At 71.9% G+C, this 18,294-nt stretch carries 16 protein-coding genes and 1 tRNA gene; 9 read left to right on the plus strand and 8 right to left on the minus strand.

Features of this window, described 5'->3' with window-relative positions:
- Positions 1 to 66: 66 nt before the first annotated feature.
- Both ACF061_RS14850 and ACF061_RS14855 read right to left on the minus strand, forming a co-directional pair.
- On the minus strand, positions 67 to 2,595 hold the full coding sequence (locus tag ACF061_RS14850) for an ABC transporter permease (protein WP_392267260.1): 2,529 nt from the start codon (positions 2,593 to 2,595) through the stop codon (positions 67 to 69).
- A gap of 182 nt (positions 2,596 to 2,777) precedes the next feature.
- Entirely contained in the window at positions 2,778 to 3,548 is a 771-nt protein-coding gene (locus ACF061_RS14855; protein ID WP_392267261.1) for an ABC transporter ATP-binding protein, read from the minus strand.
- Between the two features lie 450 nt (positions 3,549 to 3,998).
- On the opposite strand from ACF061_RS14855, the gene ACF061_RS14860 reads away from it, so the two are divergent.
- Positions 3,999 to 4,081, plus strand: a tRNA-Leu gene (locus ACF061_RS14860).
- Between the two features lie 342 nt (positions 4,082 to 4,423).
- On the opposite strand, the gene ACF061_RS14865 is transcribed toward ACF061_RS14860, so the two are convergent.
- On the minus strand, positions 4,424 to 4,981 hold the full coding sequence (locus ACF061_RS14865; protein ID WP_392267262.1) for a GNAT family N-acetyltransferase: 558 nt from the start codon (positions 4,979 to 4,981) through the stop codon (positions 4,424 to 4,426).
- Between the two features lie 250 nt (positions 4,982 to 5,231).
- Here ACF061_RS14865 and ACF061_RS14870 point away from each other — a divergent pair, with 250 nt between their 5' ends.
- From ACF061_RS14870 to ACF061_RS14885, 4 genes are all read left to right on the plus strand, one after another.
- A complete protein-coding gene (locus ACF061_RS14870) occupies positions 5,232 to 5,543 on the plus strand; it encodes a hypothetical protein (protein ID WP_392267263.1) in 312 nt (103 codons plus the stop codon).
- A 4-nt stretch (positions 5,544 to 5,547) separates the two neighbouring features.
- Complete coding sequence (gene fabI, locus ACF061_RS14875) at positions 5,548 to 6,327, plus strand: enoyl-ACP reductase FabI (protein WP_392267264.1); 780 nt, start codon at positions 5,548 to 5,550, stop codon at positions 6,325 to 6,327.
- A 411-nt stretch (positions 6,328 to 6,738) separates the two neighbouring features.
- On the plus strand, positions 6,739 to 7,914 hold the full coding sequence (locus ACF061_RS14880) for a 4-hydroxybenzoate 3-monooxygenase (protein ID WP_392267265.1): 1,176 nt from the start codon (positions 6,739 to 6,741) through the stop codon (positions 7,912 to 7,914).
- A 214-nt stretch (positions 7,915 to 8,128) separates the two neighbouring features.
- Positions 8,129 to 9,055, plus strand: a complete 927-nt coding sequence (locus ACF061_RS14885) for a Bax inhibitor-1/YccA family protein (protein ID WP_392267266.1) — start codon at positions 8,129 to 8,131, stop codon at positions 9,053 to 9,055.
- A 157-nt stretch (positions 9,056 to 9,212) separates the two neighbouring features.
- On the opposite strand, the gene ACF061_RS14890 is transcribed toward ACF061_RS14885, so the two are convergent.
- A complete protein-coding gene (locus ACF061_RS14890) occupies positions 9,213 to 9,440 on the minus strand; it encodes a DUF4287 domain-containing protein (RefSeq protein ID WP_392267267.1) in 228 nt (75 codons plus the stop codon).
- Between the two features lie 101 nt (positions 9,441 to 9,541).
- Here ACF061_RS14890 and ACF061_RS14895 point away from each other — a divergent pair, with 101 nt between their 5' ends.
- On the plus strand, positions 9,542 to 9,853 hold the full coding sequence (locus ACF061_RS14895; protein WP_392267268.1) for a hypothetical protein: 312 nt from the start codon (positions 9,542 to 9,544) through the stop codon (positions 9,851 to 9,853).
- A 16-nt stretch (positions 9,854 to 9,869) separates the two neighbouring features.
- Here ACF061_RS14895 and ACF061_RS14900 read toward each other — a convergent pair whose 3' ends face one another.
- The 3 genes from ACF061_RS14900 to ACF061_RS14910 form a co-directional block, all read right to left on the minus strand.
- Positions 9,870 to 10,673, minus strand: coding sequence for a hypothetical protein (locus ACF061_RS14900; RefSeq protein WP_392267269.1), 804 nt, complete (start codon positions 10,671 to 10,673; stop codon positions 9,870 to 9,872).
- A 305-nt stretch (positions 10,674 to 10,978) separates the two neighbouring features.
- Positions 10,979 to 12,199 carry an acetyl-CoA C-acetyltransferase gene (locus tag ACF061_RS14905; RefSeq protein ID WP_392267270.1) on the minus strand — a complete coding sequence of 407 codons (1,221 nt, stop codon included), beginning with the start codon at positions 12,197 to 12,199 and terminating at the stop codon, positions 10,979 to 10,981.
- Between the two features lie 423 nt (positions 12,200 to 12,622).
- Entirely contained in the window at positions 12,623 to 13,666 is a 1,044-nt protein-coding gene (locus tag ACF061_RS14910; protein ID WP_392267271.1) for an SGNH/GDSL hydrolase family protein, read from the minus strand.
- 160 nt (positions 13,667 to 13,826) lie between these two features.
- Between ACF061_RS14910 and ACF061_RS14915 the strand changes: the two genes are divergently transcribed.
- Complete coding sequence (locus ACF061_RS14915; RefSeq protein ID WP_392267272.1) at positions 13,827 to 15,215, plus strand: cystathionine beta-synthase; 1,389 nt, start codon at positions 13,827 to 13,829, stop codon at positions 15,213 to 15,215.
- Between the two features lie 457 nt (positions 15,216 to 15,672).
- On the opposite strand, the gene ACF061_RS14920 is transcribed toward ACF061_RS14915, so the two are convergent.
- Complete coding sequence (locus tag ACF061_RS14920; RefSeq protein WP_392267328.1) at positions 15,673 to 16,098, minus strand: hypothetical protein; 426 nt, start codon at positions 16,096 to 16,098, stop codon at positions 15,673 to 15,675.
- Positions 16,099 to 16,538: 440 nt separating this feature from the next.
- On the opposite strand from ACF061_RS14920, the gene ACF061_RS14925 reads away from it, so the two are divergent.
- Both ACF061_RS14925 and ACF061_RS14930 read left to right on the plus strand, forming a co-directional pair.
- The gene (locus ACF061_RS14925) at positions 16,539 to 17,381 is read left to right on the plus strand and encodes a MurR/RpiR family transcriptional regulator (protein ID WP_392267273.1); all 843 of its coding nucleotides are present in this window, start codon (positions 16,539 to 16,541) and stop codon (positions 17,379 to 17,381) included.
- A gap of 279 nt (positions 17,382 to 17,660) precedes the next feature.
- Positions 17,661 to 18,197: a hypothetical protein gene (locus tag ACF061_RS14930; RefSeq protein ID WP_392267329.1), complete on the plus strand. Its 537-nt coding sequence runs from the start codon at positions 17,661 to 17,663 to the stop codon at positions 18,195 to 18,197.
- Positions 18,198 to 18,294 lie beyond the last annotated feature (97 nt).

Genomic DNA, 18,294 nt, shown 5'->3' on the forward strand with positions numbered 1-18,294 from the left:
ACCCGGCGGGCACACCGAAGGGGTCCCGTTCCGGCGCGGAACGGGACCCCTTCGGCACGGCCGGCGTCACTCGGACTTGATGGCCTGCAGCATGTTCAGGCGGGCCGCGCGCCGGGCCGGCCACAGGGACGCCAGGACGCCGACCGCCGCCGCCAGCAGCAGGAAGACGGCCATCCGGCCCCAGGGCAGGACCAGCTCGTACGTCGACATCTTGGTGCCGATCAGTTCACCGGCCGCCCAGCCGAAGAACACGCCCAGGCCGATACCGAGCACCCCGCCGAACAGGGAGATCACCAGGGACTCCAGACGGACCATCCGCTTGATGCCCTTGCGGTCCAGGCCGATGGCGCGGAGCATGCCGATCTCCTGCGAGCGTTCGAAGACCGACATCGCCAGGGTGTTGATGACCCCGAGGACCGCGACGATCACCGCCATGGCGAGCAGGCCGTAGAGCATGTTCAGCATCAGGGTGAACATCTGGGCGATGTCGTTGGAGATGTCCTTCTTGCTCTGCACCTTGATCGCCGGGTTCGAGCCGAGCGCCTCGGTGAGCTTGTCCTTGGTGGCACCGGACGCCCCGTCAGCGGTCTTCACCATGATCTGCATGTCGGTCGGGTCGCTCTGGTGCGGCGCCAGCGTGGCGTTGTCGAGCATGATCCCGCTGATCATGTCGTTGCCCTGGTAGACGCCGGCGACCGTCAGCCGCTGCTTGCCGCCGTCCTCGTAGGCGACGGTGAAGCCGGAGCCCGCCGTCCAGTGGTGCGACTTCGCGGTCCGGTCGTCGACCACGACCCGGGAGCCGCCCACCGTGAAGGAGCCGTCGTCGACCTTGAGGTCGGTCAGTTTCCCGATCGTGGCGCCGTTGACGCCGGTCAGGTACTCGGTGTCGCCGTCGATGCGGGAGGGCGCGCTGCGCAGCGGGCTGGTGGCGGTGACGCCGTCGGCGGCCGTCAGCCTCTTCTCGACATCGGCGGAGAGGCCGTTGCCGTTCGCCATCGACACCACGTAGTCGGCGCGGATCGCGGAGGACGCCATCCGGTCGATCGAGTGCTGCAGGCTGCCCGCCATCACCGTCATGCCGGTGATCAGGGTGAGCCCGATCATCAGCGCGGACGCGGTGGCCGCGGTGCGGCGCGGGTTGCGCACCGAGTTCTGCCGGGCCAGCTTGCCGGAGACGCCGAACACGCGCAGGACCGGTGCTGCGGCCGCGATCAGCGGCCGGGACAGCAGCGGGGTCAGGATGAACACACCGATGATCAGCAGCACCGCGCCGAGGCCCATCGGGGCCTGGGCGGAGTCGGAGTCCATCGTGGTGGCCGCCAGGACCACCGCGACGCCGGCCGCGGAGAACAGGGCGCCGAAGGTGTTGCGCAGCACCAGCGACTTGGTGGTGGCCCGCGCGTGCACGCTGCTCATCGCCGCCACCGGCGGGATCTTGGCGGCGCGCCGGCCCGGCAGCCACGCGGCCAGCATGGTCACGAGGACGCCGACCGCGAGGGCGGCGGCCACCGTGCCGGGGGTGATCACCAGCGGCCCGTCCGGGACGGTGGCGCCGAACGAGCCCATCAGCGACCTGAGTCCGGCGCCGATGCCGATGCCGGCCAGCAGACCTGTCACGGCGGCCACCGCGCCCACCACGAACGCCTCGATCAGCACCGACCGGGTGACCTGCCGGCGGGAGGCGCCGACCGCGCGCAGCAGCGCCAGTTCCTTGGTGCGCTGGGCGACCAGCATGGTGAAGGTGTTGGCGATGATGAAGGTGCCGACGAAGAGCGCGATCCCGGCGAAGACCAGCAGGCCCTGCTTCATGCTGCTCATCGACGAGGAGATCGCCTCCGCCTGGTCGTCGGCGAGTTTCTTCCCGGTGGTGGTCTCGGTCCTGCCCTTCGGCAGCGCCCGGTCGAGCTGCGCCTTCAGCGCGGTCTGACTGGTGCCGGCCTTCGCGGTCACGTCGATCTCGTCGAACGTGCCCGGCTTGCCGAAGAGCTTCTGGGCGGTGGCGGTGTCGAACAGGGCGAGGCTGCCACCGGCGGCGACGTTGCCGTCGTCGGTGGTGAAGATCCCGCTGACGGTGGGGGTCAGGACGGGGCCGTCGACGGAGACGCGCACGGTGTCGCCGACCTCGTAGCCGGCCCGCCGGGCGGTCTCGGAGTCGATGAGGACCTGGTCCGCGCCGTGCGGGGCGGCGCCGGCGGTGATCGGGTAGCGGGGGTCGTCGGACCCCCAGTAGTTGCCGCCCTCCGACCGGAAGCCGCCGCCGATCAGATCGCCGTCCTTGTCGGCGATGGCGGTGAAGCCGCGCACCACGCCGATGGCGTCGGCAGCCCCCGGCACCCGGGCGCTCCGGTCCAGCAGCGCCCGGGTCAGCTCGGGCGTCCTGCCGACCCGGTCTCCCCTGCTCTCCTGGTACTTGGCCTCGACGGCCACGTCGACGTGGTCGAAGCCCTTGGCGGAGCTGTTCTGGTAGGCGTCCGAGATGGTGTTGGTGAAGACCAGGGTCCCCGACACGAAGGCCACGCCGAGCATGACGGCGAGCACGGTCATCAGGAGCCGGGCCTTGTGCGCGAGTACGTTGCGCAAGGCGGTGCGGAACATGGGTCGTCTCAGTCCAGGGGTGCGAGGTGGGGGAGGAGGGCGGGTCCGCCGGGGCGTGCCCGGGCGGGAGGCGGGCCGGCGCGGTCCGACGGCGCCGGGCCGTGCGGCCGGCCGGCGCGGATCCCGGCGTCGCGCCGCGCCGTGGGGTCGGTGGATGCGACCCTCGGCGCGGCGCCGTGGGGTCAGCTGGTGCGGCCCTTGGCGTCGAACTGCTTCATGCGGTCGAGGACCGCGTCCGCCGTCGGCCCGTACACCTCGTCCACGATGCGGCCGTCGGCGAGGAACACCACCCGGTCCGCGTACGCCGCCGCCACCGGGTCGTGGGTGACCATCACCACCGTCTGGCCGTGCTCCCGCACCGAGTTGCGCAGGAAGCCGAGGACCTCGGCGCCCGAGCGCGAGTCGAGGTTGCCGGTGGGCTCGTCACCGAAGATGATCTCCGGCTGGGCGGCCAGCGCGCGGGCCACGGCGACGCGCTGCTGCTGGCCGCCGGAGAGCTGGGACGGCCGGTGGCCCAGCCGGTCGGCGAGCCCGACCATCCGGATCACGGTGTCCAGCCACTGCTTGTCCGGCCTGCGGCCCGCGATGTCCATGGGCAGGGTGATGTTCTCCAGGGCCGTCAGCGTCGGCAGCAGGTTGAACGCCTGGAAGATGAACCCGATCTTGTCCCGGCGCAGCCTGGTGAGCTGCTTGTCCTTCAGCGAGCCCAGTTCGGTGTCACCGATGCGCACCGAACCGGACGAGAAGGTGTCCAGGCCCGCCACGCAGTGCATCAGCGTGGACTTGCCGGACCCGGAGGGGCCCATGATCGCGGTGAACTCGGCCTGCGCGAAGTCGACGGAGACCCGGTCGAGGGCGACCACCTGGGTCTCGCCCTGTCCGTAGATCTTCGAGAGATCCGTGGCGCGCGCGGCCACGGAGGTGGTCCGGCCGGCGATGGAGGAGGTGGTCACGGGTGGGTGCTCCTGACGGGACGACGATGTTCTCGGGGACGTGTTCCATCGTCGTGACGGATCAGGCCCGTGACGTCAGCCGCTGCTCCGGTTCCTGGGGGCGACCACGGACGGACGGTGGCGGCCCGCGTCATACCTGGGGATGAGGGACGCCCCTGACAACCGCGTCGGCAGCCGCGTCGGCGGCCGGCCCGGGGCGGGGCGGGCGTGCCTCCCCCGGACGGAGGTGTCGAGAACGGGTGGAGCACCTTGTTCGGACGGTGAAATTCCGTCATTTCGCGTGCGCGGCCCGCCGTCGCCCGCAAGGCTGTTGGCAAGTGCCCACGGCCGCATTCAGGTGCTGATGCCCCCTCAGGCCTCAATAAAATAAGACAACATGAGCTCACCCGCTCACTGTTCGGGGGGTGTGCCCCGATAGGCTCAGAACCTCAGCGCGGAGCCCCAGGCCTGGCCCGGATGGTGGAATGCAGACACGGCGAGCTTAAACCTCGCTGCCCCTCGCGGGCGTACCGGTTCAAGTCCGGTTCCGGGCACCTCCCTCTACAGATGGTCTGACCGGGGGAACGGCCCCCTGGGTTGTTCCACCCTCTCCGTTCGGGAGCACCATGGGCGCACGGTGCTCCGCCGGTGTCCTGCCATGACGTACGTCGCGAGGCGAAAGAACGCCGACGACGAGGCCACCATTGTGTGGCTGCGGTGCGCACTCGTTCCTGGCGGCGGTCGTTCAGCAGGTTGCCTCCTGAGGGCAGGCGCCGGCCCACGGCTCCAGGGGACGGGCTACTCCTTGGCTCGTCCAACGGCCCGGGAACCGGGTGCGTCGGGGCATGCCTCCGCGGTACGGCCGGCGGGGAGTGGCAGGGCGCCAGACCGGAGGGTCAGCTGGTCCGTAATTCTCGGATCATGCACTCATAGAGCGGGGCGTCCTCCCACGGGTGGGAGATGCCGATTTTGTGATAGCCCCAGGCAAGATAGGCGTCACGGGCGGGATCGGCCTCCGGCTCCGGTCGGACGGTGAGCGTGACGCGCTCCGCGTCGACGCCGTCGAGGAGGCGGTCGTGGAGGCCGGCCGCGATGCCGCGGCGGCGCCACGCCTTGCGCACGGCGAGCTCGATGATGGCGAAGGATCGATGGCCGTCCTCTCGCATGTAGGGCTCGGGCAGGGTGACGTCCTGGAGGTTGTGCCACCAGCGGGTGTCCGGGGCCAGGAAGTAGCCGTATGTGAAGCCGACCGCCTCCTCACCGACTCGGGCGATGATCAGGCGCATGCCGGGCCGGCGGGCGTGGACCTGGTAACGGTCGATGAACTCCGCGACCTCGCGGCACCCTTCAAGGTAGGGCGGGTCGGCGTAGACCTCCGCGTACGCCCGGAGGAAGGCGTCGAGCCGGCCGGCCGGCGCAGGCCCCTCGTATCGGGTGAACCCCACGTCGGTCATCAGGCGGCCGCTCGCTCGTGGACGTACTCGCGTAGTTCCCGCGCGGCGTCCCGGGCGCTGACGGCGTCGTGACGGCCGAGGATGCCGACCACCTCGTGCAGGCGGCGCGTCACGCGGCCCGACTCGACCTCTTCGGTCCAGTGGCCTGGACGACGGTGACATCCTCTTCGACCTCGGCGCCGGCCTCACCGAGCTGGATTACTTCCTGCGCGGTGAGTACGGGTGGCGCGGCCGGTACGCCCCCCTCGACGTGTGGCTGGACGGCACCTTCGACCTCGACACCTGGCGGCCGATGAGGCCCGTCGGCTGGTACGCGGCCCTGGAGGTGCTGGAGCACCTCCAGAACCCCGGGGACCTGATCCGCCGAATGCAGGAAAGCGCGCTGAAGGGGTTCGTCGTGACGACGCCCAACAGCAGCGTCGTGGACGTTTTGGCGCAGGACCCCACCCATGTCACACCCCTGGACGAGGAGACTCTTCGGTCGTGGGGCCTGACGACCAGCCTGCACAACTTCTACGGCCAGTACCGGGACGGTATCTGCGGCCTGTGGCGAAAGGACTGACGACGTGAACCTGAGTGGCAGGAGAATCCTGGTCTTCGGTGTCCTCACCGAGACCAGCATGGGGTTCCGGATCGCTGAGGCGGCGACGAAGGCGGGCGCGGACGTGATCCTCGCCAACGCCCCGGGGCGGCCCTCCTCCATCATGGGCCGCATCGCGGGGCGGCTGCCGAAGGAGCCGGTGGCGTGCCTGTCCGCGGACATCACCGAGCCGAGCGACCTGGCGGCTCTCGCCGAGCAGATCGCCGCCCGCTGGGACGCCCTGGATGGCGTGGTGCACGCCGTCGCTTTCGCACCGCAGGACGCGCTCGGCGGCAACTTCCTCAACACCCCGTTCGAGTCGGTGGCAACCGCCATGAACGTTTCGGCATTCTCCCTCAAGGCGCTGACGACGAGTGTGCTGCCCTTGCTGGAGAAATCCGAGACCGGTGCCTCGGTGGTCAGCCTGACGTTCAACGCCACCGTGGCGTGGCCGGTCTATGACTGGATGGGGCCCACCAAGGCCGCCCTGGAGTCGGTCAACCGCTACCTCGCCCGGGACCTGGGGCCGAAGGGAATCCGAGTGAACGCGGTCGACTCCGGCCCGATCACGACGATGGCCGGCAAGTCCATCCCCGGCTTCGACGAGTTGGCGAAGCTGTGGCCCGAACGTGCCCCGCTCGGCTGGGACACCGCGGACGCCACTCCGGTGGCCGACACCGTCGCCTTCCTGCTGAGCGACGCGGCCCGCGCCATCACGGGCCAGGTACTGCACGTGGACGGTGGCTTCTCCGCCGTGGGCGCCTGAGCGGCAGACAGTCTCCAAATTCGCGGGGCCGTCGCCTCGACGGGCAGGCACCGCAGACAGGAAGCGCGTCGCCGGTCATGAAAGGGCGGCCCGTTCCGGGGAGCGTAGTGGTTACAACGTCGGTCGCCGGGTCCAGTGCCGACGGGATTCGGCGGCCCCGGGCAACTCCTCCGCCCGGGTTTCCGCGCGCTCCCGTTCCAGGCCGGGCCGCACCGGCGCCGGAGCGGGTCCCGCTGGGCGTCGCCGCTCCCGGCGGGGCGGGGGCCGCCGTCGGCGAGCGGCGGAACCATTGACATCGGTCGGGTCCGGGCGGACACTGCCGTCAACTTAGTGAAGGAAAGTTCACTGAGCGAACGCGTCGCGGGCACCGCGAACACCACGGCAAAGACGCCCACCCGAAGGGAACGACCGATGCGCACCACCGTCGGCATCATCGGAGCCGGCCCGGCCGGCCTGCTCCTCGCCCGGCTGCTCCGCAACGCCGGGATCGACTCGGTCGTCCTGGAGAGCCGTGACCGCGCCTACGTCGAGCAGCGCCAGCGCGCAGGCATCCTGGAGCAGGGCACCGTGGACGTGCTGCGCGCGGCCGGGGCCGGGGAGCGGATGGACCGCGAGGGGCTGCGGCACGACGGCATCGAACTGCGGTTCGCCAAGCGGCGCCACCGCGTCGACTTCCCGGGCCTGACCGGCGGCCGGTCGGTGATGGTCTACGCCCAGACCGAGGTCTGCAAGGACCTCATCGCCCTCCAGCTCAAGGAGGGCGGCCCGCTGCTGTTCGAGGCGGAGGCACTGGCCGTGGAGGGCGCGGAGAGCGACCGGCCCCGCGTCCGGTTCCGGCACGAGGGACGCGAGGAAGTCCTGGAGTGCGACTACGTCGTCGGGTGCGACGGCTTCTGGGGGGTGGCCCGCAAGGCGGTCCCCGCCCCGCTCTCGCGCACCTTCGAACGGACGTACCCCTTCGGCTGGCTCGGCGTCCTCGCCGACGTCGCCCCCTCGCACGACGAGCTGATCTACGCCCGGCACGAGCGCGGCTTCGCCCTGCTGTCCATGCGCTCCCCGTCCGTCTCCCGCCTCTACCTCCAGGTGCCCGTCGGCACCGACCCGCGGAGCTGGAGCGACGGGGAGATCTGGGACGAGCTGGACCGCCGCCTGGAGACCGACGACGACTGGACCCTGGACCGGGGCCCGATCACCCAGAAGTCGGTGACCCCGATGCGCTCCTACGTCCACGAGCCGATGCGCCACGGGCGGCTCTTCCTCGCCGGGGACGCCGCCCACATCGTGCCGCCGACCGGAGCGAAGGGGCTCAACCTCGCCGTCGGGGACGTCGTCACCTTCGCGCGGGCGCTGACGCACCGTGAGGAGACCGGCTCCGACGCGCTCCTGGACGCCTACTCGGCCAACTGCCTGCGGCGGGTCTGGCAGGCCGAGCGGTTCAGCTACGACATGACGACCATGCTGCACCGCGCCCCCGACGCCACCCCCTTCGAGGAGCGGCTGCAACTCGCCCGCCTGGACCGGATCGCCTCCTCCCGGGCGGCCGCCACCGACCTGGCCGAGGGCTACACGGGGTACCCGGTCGGCTGACGGGGCGTCCCCCGGAGCCCGGTGATCTCCGGCTGATTCCGGACGTGTCCCAGGTTGGTCATGAATGGCGCCGTCCCGCGCCGGGAATCACCCGCCCGCGTAGCGTGTTCCGCAACAGGACGAGGGAAAGATCCTTCCCAGGTACTAGGGTCGATCCTTTGCCGTTCCATTACTCTTGAGCCAAGGCCACGACGTATGGCCATGGAGGAGTGAGATGAGGAGCAGAAACCCGGTCTTCTCGCGACGGGGATTCAGCCGCGACAACGGCTACGCGGGCTTCAACACCGCGCCGCAGGCCGGGGGCCCCGCAGTCGGCACGCAGGGCAATCCGTACGCGCAGGGCAACCCGTACGCCCAGCCGAGCGGCGATCCCTACGCGCAGAACCCTTACGCTCAGAACCCCTACGCCCAGCAGGACCTGCAGTACGGCGCGCCGCCGCAGGCCCCGGCCGCCGCCGGCCGGATGACGATGGACGACGTCGTCGTGCGCACCGCCTCCACGCTCGGCGTGCTGGTCGTCACGGCCGCGCTCGCCTGGGCGCTGCTGCCGGTCGACGACGCCAACATCACCCGGTCGTACGGCATCGGGATCGGCGCCGCGCTGATCGCGATGGTGCTGGGCTTCGTGCAGTCCTTCAAGCGCAAGGCCTCGCCCGCGCTGATCCTGACCTACGCGGCGTTCGAGGGCGTGTTCCTCGGCGTGGTCTCCAGCGTCGTCGACAACCGCATCGCGAGCGGCGCCGCCATGCAGGCGGTGCTCGGCACGATGGCGGTCTTCGCCGCCGTGCTGATCGCGTACAAGGCCCGCTGGATCCGCGTCAACCGCCGGTTCTACGGCTTCGTGATGGCGGCAGCGCTCGGCTTCGTACTGCTGATGGCGGTGAACATGCTGTTCGCCGTGTTCGGCGGCGGTGACGGTCTCGGCTTCCGCAGCGGCGGCCTCGGCGTCCTCTTCGGCGTCATCGGCGTGATCCTCGGCGCCTGCTTCCTCGCCCTGGACTTCAAGCAGGTCGAGGACGGTGTCGCCTACGGCGCGCCGCGCGAGGAGGCCTGGCTCGCGGCGTTCGGCCTCACCCTGACGCTGGTGTGGATCTACATGGAGTTCCTGCGGATCATCGCGATCCTCAACCAGAACGACTAGCGGTCACCCGCGCGACACGCGAAGGGCCCCGGCTCCGGCCGGGGCCCTTCGCTGTCGACACGCCGCTCGGCTCACCCGGAGCGGCGTCGCCCGGCGCCTCTCGTCCGGTCATGCCGGGCTCGCGGGCCCTGGCACCGCTCCGCCGGGCCGGAAGACCCTAGAGCAGCTTGCGCGCGGCCCTCCTCAGGTCGTACTCGTGGATGATCGCCTTGGCGTGGCCGTACGCGAGGTTGTGCTCGTGGCGGAGCCAGCTCAGCTTCTCCTCGAAACAGAGCGCCGGGCCCTCTTCGACGGTGCGCAGCCAGTCGGCGACTTCACGACCGGTGCACTGGGGGATGCGGGCGAGCAGGTTGCGATGGGTCTCTTCGGAGAAGACTTGGGACATCGGCACCTCCGGACGCGTTCGACGAAGCCGGTCCTTCACGTCACCGTGCCCGAGGGTTCGCTCGTTGGCAACAGTCCCGGTGCGGCGCGTAGTCTCGCGGCGTGGTTGACACGACATCGCTGAGCCGGGCAGTGGATCACTTCGCGGACCGTCTGAGGGCGGCGCCGCAGAGCCGGCTGCAACGCAGCGCCGCGGCCGAGGCGCTGGGACTGGCCAGGGAGTTCGCCCGCCGCGCCCAGCTCGCCGAGAACCCCGGGCAGCCGCCGCGGGAGATGCCCGACGCGGGGATGTTCGCCGTGGCGGACCAGATCACCGTGGCCGGACACGACCTGGCGCTCGTACTGAAGAACGACGACGAGGTCGAGGAGGCGGTCCGGCTGGTGGAGGAGGCGCGCAAACGCGCGGGGGTGTGACCGGCGCGCCGGCCGGCTACAGCGAGGCTATGACCCGGTCGGCCAGGATGTACACGTTCTCCTCGCCGCAGCCGAAGGTCAGGGTGTAGGCGCCGGAGATGCCCGAACCGCCCAGCAGGACCGGGGACTCGCCCGCGCGCAGGGCGGCGGCCAGGCGGTCCGCGGTCTCACGGTGGCCCGGCGTCATGCACAGGGTCGTGCCGTCGGCGAAGACGTAGACGTCCAGGGTGCCCAGCGGGCCGGGGCGGACGTCGGCCAGCTCCACCCGGGACTCGGCCAGCTGCTCCAGCGTGGCCACGGTGCGCTCGTGGTCGCCCACGACCGGGGACGGGTGCGGGGTGAAGTCCGGGTGCGAGGGGTGCCGGCGGCGGGCCGCGGCCAGCTCGGCGGACTCGCCGGCGACGCCGCCCTGGGCCTCGTCGGCGTCCGCGCCGGTCTCGGTCACCGGCTCCAGGTGCTCCAGACCGGCGAAGTCGGCCTGCCGGGGCAGGAACAGCTCGCTGTCGGGCAGCCCGAGCAGGGACGGCGCGTCGGCGGCGTCCCGCGCCTCCTGCGCCGCCCAGAAGGCCCGCGCCTCGGCGAGCTCGCGCTCCCGCTCCTCCGCGAGCGCCTGGACCACGGCACCGCGTATCTGCTCGGCGTCCGCGTGGCCGCGGGCGGCGGGCAGCAGGGCGCGCGCGGTGGCGGCGTGGTTCTCGGCGAGCTGCTCCCGCAGCGCCGCGACCTGACGGCGCAGCGCGAACAGGGTGCGCAGGACGGCCACGCCCACGGCGCCGGTGGCGGCCGTGGTGAGCAGCAGGGCGATCGGCATGGCGCTCACTGACGTACTCCCGGGTTCAAGGTAGATCCCCGACTTCCTACATCAGCTTGAAGGGTGGACTATCCAGCTGTCAGTGCGGAACGTCACGAAACGGACAGGAATGCGGCTTCTGGGATGCTTGAGTCGCCTGGCGCGGCGCTCTTGACCTGCGAAGATCCCCTCCCCGAAGGAGACAGGTCACACTCTGGGGGAGATTGGATCACAGAACGGCCCGGAATCCGGGTGTTTTCTGGATTCCGGGCCGTTCGATCACGCTTGGTGCTACGGCGGACACTTAAGGTTCACCGCGCGGCCACCTCCGCGTGTCAGCTCAGGCGCTCGATGACCATCGCCATGCCCTGGCCGCCGCCGACGCACATCGTCTCCAGACCGAACTGCTTGTCGTGGAACTGGAGGGAGTTGATCAGCGTGCCGGTGATGCGCGCCCCGGTCATGCCGAACGGGTGGCCGACCGCGATGGCGCCGCCGTTGACGTTCAGCTTGTCCAGGTCGATGCCGAGGTCCCGGTAGGAGGGGATCACCTGGGCGGCGAACGCCTCGTTGATCTCCACCAGGTCGATGTCCTCGATGGTGAGGCCGGCCCGGCCCAGGGCCTGCCGCGAGGCCTCCACCGGGCCGAGCCCCATGATCTCCGGGGACAGCCCGGAGACGCCGGTGGAGACGATGCGGGCGAGCGGGGTCAGGCCCAGCTCGCGGGCCTTGGTGTCGGACATGATGACGAGGGCCGCGGCGCCGTCGTTGAGCGGGCAGCAGTTGCCGGCGGTGACCAGGCCGTCGGGGCGGAAGACCGGCTTGAGACCGGCCACGCCCTCCATCGTGACGCCGGCGCGCGGGCCGTCGTCCTTGCCGACGACGGTGCCGTCGGGCAGGGTCACCGGGGTGATCTCCCGCTCCCAGAAGCCGTTCTCGATGGCCCGCTCGGCGAGGTTCTGCGAGCGGACGCCGAACTCGTCCATCTCCTGCCGGGTGACGCCCTTCCAACGGGCCAGGTTCTCGGCGGTCTGACCCATCGCGATGTAGGCGTCGGGGACCAGGCCGTCCTCGCGCGGGTCGTGCCAGGTGGTGCCCTCCCGCTCGGCGACGGCCGCGGTGCGCGCCTCCGCCTCGGCGAAGAACGGGTTGTGCGTGTCCGGGAGGCTGTCGGAGTTGCCCTTGGTGAACCGGGAGACCATCTCGACACCGGCCGAGACGAACACGTCGCCCTCGCCGGCCTTGATGGCGTGCAGGGCCATCCGGGAGGTCTGCAGCGAGGAGGAGCAGTAACGGGTGATCGTGCAGCCCGGCAGGTGGTCCATGCCCATCTGCACGGCGACGATCCGGCCGAGGTTGTTGCCCTGCTCGCCGCCGGGCAGACCGCAGCCGAGCATCAGGTCGTCGATGTCCTTCGGGTCCAGCTCGGGAACCTTGGCGAGCGCCGCCTGGATGATCGTGGCGGTCAGGTCGTCGGGACGGAGGTCCTTGAGGGAGCCCTTGAAGGCGCGGCCGATGGGGGAGCGGGCGGTCGAGACGATGACGGCTTCGGGCATCACGGCTCCAGTCGATGTCGATGAGGCGGCGCACAGCGCCCCGTCGCGGGGTGGCGGTCGGGCGACGGGCGGGCGCGTCGATGGCGGCTGTCTGGAAGTTACCCGTCCGTATGGTCCAGGTCACGGGGGTGGCGGTGTGACCCTGGCCGCAGTTTTCTAAGCGCTTGCTTTTCCGTCTACGATCACTCCCACACCGAACACCGGCGACCGCCGGGAGCGGTACGAGCTTCCTTCCCCAGGCCGACAGGGCCTCCCCACGCCGACAGGGCCTCCTCACGCCGACAGGGCCTCCCCACGCCGACAGGGCCTCCTCACGCCGACAGGGCCTCCCCACGCCGACAGGGCCTCCCCACGCCGACAGGGCCTCCCCAGGCCGACAGGGCCTCCCCACGCCGACAGGGCTTCCCTGCGTCGACGGAGCTTCTACGCCGACGGACCTCCCTGTGTCGACGGGGCCACCGGCGCGGGCCGCGGCTCCGTCACCCGGCGCCGACGGCGCCGCTTGAGCAGGGCCCACGGACCCCGCGGCCCCGTCGGCATCGCGGCCGTGACCTCGGTGCCCGCCTCGGACGCCGCCTCCGCCGCCGCCCGGGCCACCGGCAGGAACCCCTCCCGCCGCGACACGTCCGGCCGCTCCTCCTCCGCCGGCCACAGGCCGAGCGCCGCGCACACCGTGGGCAGCACCGCCATCGCCGCCGTGGCGTACCCCTCGGCGGACGGGTGGTAGTTGTCCGGACCGAACAGCTCCCGGGGGTTCGCCTCGAACTCCGGGCCCAGCAGGTCGCCCAGCGACACCGTGCGGCCCCCCTGCTCCACCGCCCCGATGGTCTGCGCCGCCGCCAGCTGCCGGGAGGTCCGCCGGGCCAGCCACCGCAGCGGCTGCTGCACCGGCTCGATGGTCCCCAAGTCGGGACAGGTGCCCACGACCACCTCCGCACCCGCGGTGCGCAGCCGCCGTACCGCCGCCGACAGATGGCGCACCGAACGCGTCGGCGGCATCCGGTGGGTCACGTCGTTCGCGCCGATCATGATCACGCAGACGTCGGGCGGCTGGTCCGGATCGCCCAGCACCAGGGCCACCTGGCGGTCCAGATCGTCGGAACGGGCCCCGGTCACCGCGACGGTCCGCAACCGCACCGGCCGCTCCGCCACCGCCGCAAGGCCGGAGGCCAGCAGCGCGCCCGGCGTCTGCCCGGCCCGGTGCACGCCCTGCCCCGCCGCCGTGGAGTCGCCGAGCATGACCAGCCGCAGCGGAGGCTCGCCGGGGGTTTCGTACACGTGTCCGTACAGGCCGTTGGCGAGCGGCACATGGTTGTCCGTACCGTTGCCCACGTGGCGCCGGGCCAGCCGCACCTCGGCCAGCAGCAGCCCCACGGCCGCCGCGCCGGCCAGGCCGAGCCCCCCGCCGCCGTACGCGGCGCCGGCCGCGATCCGCCGGGCCACCCTCGCCCTCGACATGCTCGTCATGACTGGCTGCCACCTCCCGCAGAGCCGTACACCCACTCCTTGCCCCGTACCGACCGTCGTCCAATCGCGACAGTGAGTGAACGCCCGTCCCGGGCGCGGCCCTGGCCTTAGGCTGGCGGCACCACCACGACCACATCTTTTGCAGCGACCGGAGACAACGGTGCGATTCCACGACTCGATGATCAGCCTCGTCGGCAACACCCCGCTGGTACGGCTCAACAACGTCACCAAGGGCATCAAGGCGACCGTCCTGGCCAAGGTCGAGTACTTCAACCCCGGCGGCTCCGTGAAGGACCGCATCGCCCTGCGCATGATCGAGGCGGCGGAGCAGAGCGGGGAGCTGAAGCCCGGCGGCACCATCGTCGAGCCGACCAGCGGGAACACGGGAGTCGGTCTCGCCATCGTGGCCCAGCAGAAGGGCTACAAGTGCATCTTCGTCTGCCCGGACAAGGTGTCCACCGACAAGATCAACGTGCTGCGCGCGTACGGGGCGGAGGTCGTGGTCTGCCCTACGGCCGTGGCGCCGGAGCACCCGGACTCGTACTACAACGTCTCCGACCGGCTGGTCCGTGAGACGCCGGGCGCGTGGAAGCCCGACCAGTACTCCAACCCGAACAACCCCCTGTCGCACTATCACTCCACCGGCCCCGAGCTGTGGGAGCAGACGGAGGGCGGGATCACCCACTTCGTGGCGGGCGTCGGCACCGGCGGCACCATCTCCGGCACCGGCCGCTACCTGAAGGACGCCAGCGACGGCAGGGTCAAGGTGATCGGCGCCGACCCCGAGGGCTCGGTGTACTCCGGCGGTTCCGGGCGGCCCTACCTCGTCGAGGGCGTGGGCGAGGACTTCTGGCCCACCGCCTACGACCGGACCGTCGCCGACGAGATCGTCGCCGTATCCGACAAGGACTCCTTCCAGATGACCCGCCGCCTGGCCAAGGAGGAGGGCCTGCTGGTCGGCGGCTCCTGCGGCATGGCCGTGGTGGCGGCCCTGGAGGTGGCCGAGCGTCTCGGCCCCGACGACGTCGTGGTCGTCCTGCTCCCCGACAGCGGCCGCGGGTACCTCAGCAAGATCTTCAATGACGAGTGGATGGCGGACTACGGCTTCCTGGAGGACGAGGGCCCCAGCGCCCGCGTCGGTGACGTGCTGAGCGACAAGGAGGGCGGCATTCCCTCACTGGTCCACATGCACCCGGACGAGACCGTCGGCCAGGCCATCGAGGTGCTGCGCGAGTACGGCGTCTCGCAGATGCCGATCGTGAAGCCGGGGGCGGGCCACCCGGACGTCATGGCGGCCGAGGTCGTCGGATCCGTGGTCGAACGGGAACTGCTGGACGCGCTGTTCACCAAGCGGGCGTCGCTGGAGGACCCGCTGGAGAAGCACATGTCCGCGCCGCTTCCGCAGGTCGGATCCGGCGAGCCGGTCGCCGACCTGATGTCGGTGCTCGGTGTCGCCGACGCGGCGATCGTACTGGTGGAGGGCAAGCCGACGGGCGTGGTCAGCCGGCAGGACCTGCTCGCCTTCCTGGCCAAGGGCGGAAAGCAGTAACGAACGCCCGGCCAACCGCCGCCGGTTCCGGGGAACACGCGGTGACCTGTGGCTGAGGGCCGGTCGCGGAACTGGTACGAGCGTGTCACGTGTACGCAGCACCCGCTTAACACGGGTCCGGCACAGTGAGGGGTGTCGGCAGGGAAGGGAGCGGCTCCCCTTCCGGGCCGGCGACCGAAACGGCGTCACGGACATCCGGAGCGGCTCCCGGACCTCCATGGACGCCCAGGACGCGCAAGCCCGGCCCTGACCCGGCCCGCGTCCCTCGCGGGGACCGCCGTCGTCCCGCCCCCCAGCGATGGGGGTTGCGGCGGTCCCCGCGCACGCTTGTCCTCCGGACGGCCACCGGACGGTGGCGCGTCGATGTCGCGGGCGGGCTCCCGACCCCTGTCGTCCGCCGGCGCTCGTCCGCCCCCGCTCGTCCGCGGGCGCGTGACTGACGCTCCGGCGGGCGGGCTCAGTCCTCCCAGGCGTCGTCGTCCGCCGGGCGGCGGCGGCCGCCGAACAGGCCGGGGGTGGCGCGGGCGGCCTGGAACGCGTTGACGCCGACGATCCCGGCCCAGGCGACGATGAGGCCGGGGAGGTGGGCCACGCCGCCGCCGATCGCGGACAGCGGGACGGCCAGCACCAGCGAGATGATGCCGAAGCCGAAGCGTTCGCCCCAGGAGTCGGTGGGCTGCGGCGACCGGGCCCCGCGGGCCACCGTCATCTGCTGCTCGGCGAGCTGTCGGCGCACCCGGCGTTCGACGGCTCCGTCGATGCGCTGGTCGACCTTCTCCAGGAACGAGTCGACCAGCGCGGACTCGTACTCGTCGCCCAGTTCCCTGCGGGCATGCAGGGTGGCGTCGAGTTCCTTCTTCAGGTCGGCGTCCCGCGCGTCCATTCCGGTCATGGGGACCACGCTAAGGAGCCCCGCCGCCCGCCGCACTGGGGACAGCCCCCCGATTCCGGCGGGGGGAGCCCGCAGAAGGCGCCTGGTGGGTGGTGGGGCGCGGGGTGGGGCGGGATCCGGGGCCGGGGTGCGGGCGGTGGCCCGCGGGGCCGACCGCCGTCGGCGTCGTCCGGGCTGCGGTCGGCGCGCCGACGGCGGCGGCCGTCGCGAGGGCCCTGCGGTGGGGGCCGTGACGCCTTCGCCGGGGTCGTGCGAAGCGCGTCCCTTCACGATTAGCACAGGATTGGTCGCCGTCCGTGCATCCCCGGCGACACTTGGCCGATCCCTTGCCCGGTCTGTATGACGTCATGCAGAGTTCTTGGTGTCTGAATAGGAACTGGTCGGGGAGTACTCTCCCGGGGCGTCGACGACTTCTGGAGGGGGAGCACGTCATGAGCGTGACCGACAGCCCTGCCGCACGGCTGCAGGCGCTCTTCGAGGGGCGCCGGCTCACGCCGACCCAGCGGCGCATCGCGCACAGCATGGTGCGGCGCGCCGCCGACGTGCCGTTCCTGTCCAGTGTGGAGCTGGCCGAGCTGGCCGGGGTCAGCCAGCCGTCGGTGACCCGCTTCGCGGTCGCCCTCGGTTTCGACGGCTACCCGGCGCTCCGCCGTCATCTGCGGGAGGTCGCGCCCGCCGAACCGGCCGGCCGTCCGGCGTCGTACAACGAGTACCAGCAGGCCGTCGAGGCGGAGATCGAGAACCTGCGGCACCTGGCGGAGGCGCTGGCCGATCCGGGGCCGGTGCGGCAGGCGGGCCGGCTGCTCGCGGCCTCGCGTCCGCTGCCGGTGCTGGGCCTGCGCGCGGCGGCCTCGCAGGCCTACGGCTTCGCGTACTTCGCGGGCAAGGTCCACCCGGACGTACGTCTGCTGCACGAGGGCGGCACGATGGTCCAGGACCGTATCGACGGCGCCGTGCGGGCGGGCGCGTCGACGCTGCTGTGCTTCGCCCTGCCGAGGCATCCGCGGGAGGTCGTGGAGACCCTCGCCTACGCCAGGGACGCGGGGCTGACCGTCGTCACGGTCGCCGACTCCGCCTTCGCGCCGGTCGCGAAGTACTCCGACCTGCTGCTGCCCGCGGCCGTGGGGACCGGGCTCGCCTTCGACACCGCCTGCGCGCCGATGCTGCTGGGCCGGATGCTGCTGGAGGCGATGTGCGACGACCTGCCGGAGGCGCAGGCGCGACTGGAGGAGTTCGACGCCGCCGCGGCGGCGCGGGGACTGTTCGTGGACTGAGCCGCGGGCCACTGCCCACGGGCCGCCGCTCGCGTGCCCCGGGGCGGATCGGCTGGTCCGGGAGGCTTCCCGCTGCGGTGGCTTCCGGTCCCCGGCCGCTGTCGTCCCGGGGTGCTGTCGTCCCGGGGCGCTCTCAGACTCGTCTCACGAAGGCTCGCTAGCCTGCCCGCCCTGGTGGAAGGGCGCCGGGTGAGAGGGAGAGAGCACGTGGTACGCGGAGGGCGTGGGGGGCAGGGACTGGCCCGGGTGGCCGTCGTCGTACGGGCCGGGGCGGCGCCGATGTGGTGGCTCGGGGTGTTCGCGGCCGGGATCGGGCTGCTGGTGCCGGGGCTGACCGGGCGCCGGATCGGTGTTCTGTCGGGGGCCGCGCTGTTCCTGGTGACGGCGGCCGTCGTGGCCGGTGCCCGGCGACGCCGCTACCGGGATCTCGTCCGCGGTGCCGCCCGGGCCGGACGTCACGACGTCCTGCTGGACCGGGCGGTGAGCGTCGGCGCCTGGCGCCGGGGGCACCGCTGGTGGTTGCTGGGGGCCTTCGTGGGCGCGCTGGGCAGTTGCTTCGCCGTGCCGGCGGCCGGCGGGCTGCTGCTGGCCGGCGCCGGGGCCGGGCTGTGGCTGAAGGCGGCGTGGCTCGGCCGGCAGGAGCTGGCCGGGGACATGCTGCTGTGGGTGCGGGTCGACTGGCTGGGCCGGCGCGGCGGGCGCCCCGCGGGCCCAGCGGTCAAGGGCTACCGCGGCACGGGAGTCGCGGCGGGTGACGCGGCCCCGGGCGGGGCACGCCGCCGCACGGCGTCACTCGTCCAGTCCCGCGGCAGGTGACGTTCGCCCTGTCGCGGCGCCCGGCGCGCCTTCCCCGGTTCTTCGGACAGGGGACCCGGAGCGCGCACCGGACGCCGCTCCCTCACGGGCGGGCATC

This window comes from Streptomyces sp. NPDC015220, assembly GCF_043079345.1.
GTDB lineage: Bacteria > Actinomycetota > Actinomycetes > Streptomycetales > Streptomycetaceae > Streptomyces.

What these genes read in the sequence shown, in the direction of transcription:
- ACF061_RS14850 (WP_392267260.1), bottom strand. Translation starts at nt 2,595, where the DNA reads ATGTTCCGCACCGCCTTGCGCAACGTACTCGCGCACAAGGCCCGGCTC.
- ACF061_RS14865 (WP_392267262.1), bottom strand. Translation starts at nt 4,981, where the DNA reads ATGACCGACGTGGGGTTCACCCGATACGAGGGGCCTGCGCCGGCCGGC.
- ACF061_RS14880 (WP_392267265.1), top strand. Translation starts at nt 6,739, where the DNA reads ATGCGCACCACCGTCGGCATCATCGGAGCCGGCCCGGCCGGCCTGCTC.
- ACF061_RS14885 (WP_392267266.1), top strand. Translation starts at nt 8,129, where the DNA reads ATGAGGAGCAGAAACCCGGTCTTCTCGCGACGGGGATTCAGCCGCGAC.
- ACF061_RS14890 (WP_392267267.1), bottom strand. Translation starts at nt 9,440, where the DNA reads ATGTCCCAAGTCTTCTCCGAAGAGACCCATCGCAACCTGCTCGCCCGC.
- ACF061_RS14905 (WP_392267270.1), bottom strand. Translation starts at nt 12,199, where the DNA reads ATGCCCGAAGCCGTCATCGTCTCGACCGCCCGCTCCCCCATCGGCCGC.
- ACF061_RS14910 (WP_392267271.1), bottom strand. Translation starts at nt 13,666, where the DNA reads ATGACGAGCATGTCGAGGGCGAGGGTGGCCCGGCGGATCGCGGCCGGC.
- ACF061_RS14920 (WP_392267328.1), bottom strand. Translation starts at nt 16,098, where the DNA reads ATGGACGCGCGGGACGCCGACCTGAAGAAGGAACTCGACGCCACCCTG.
- ACF061_RS14925 (WP_392267273.1), top strand. Translation starts at nt 16,539, where the DNA reads ATGAGCGTGACCGACAGCCCTGCCGCACGGCTGCAGGCGCTCTTCGAG.
- ACF061_RS14930 (WP_392267329.1), top strand. Translation starts at nt 17,661, where the DNA reads ATGTGGTGGCTCGGGGTGTTCGCGGCCGGGATCGGGCTGCTGGTGCCG.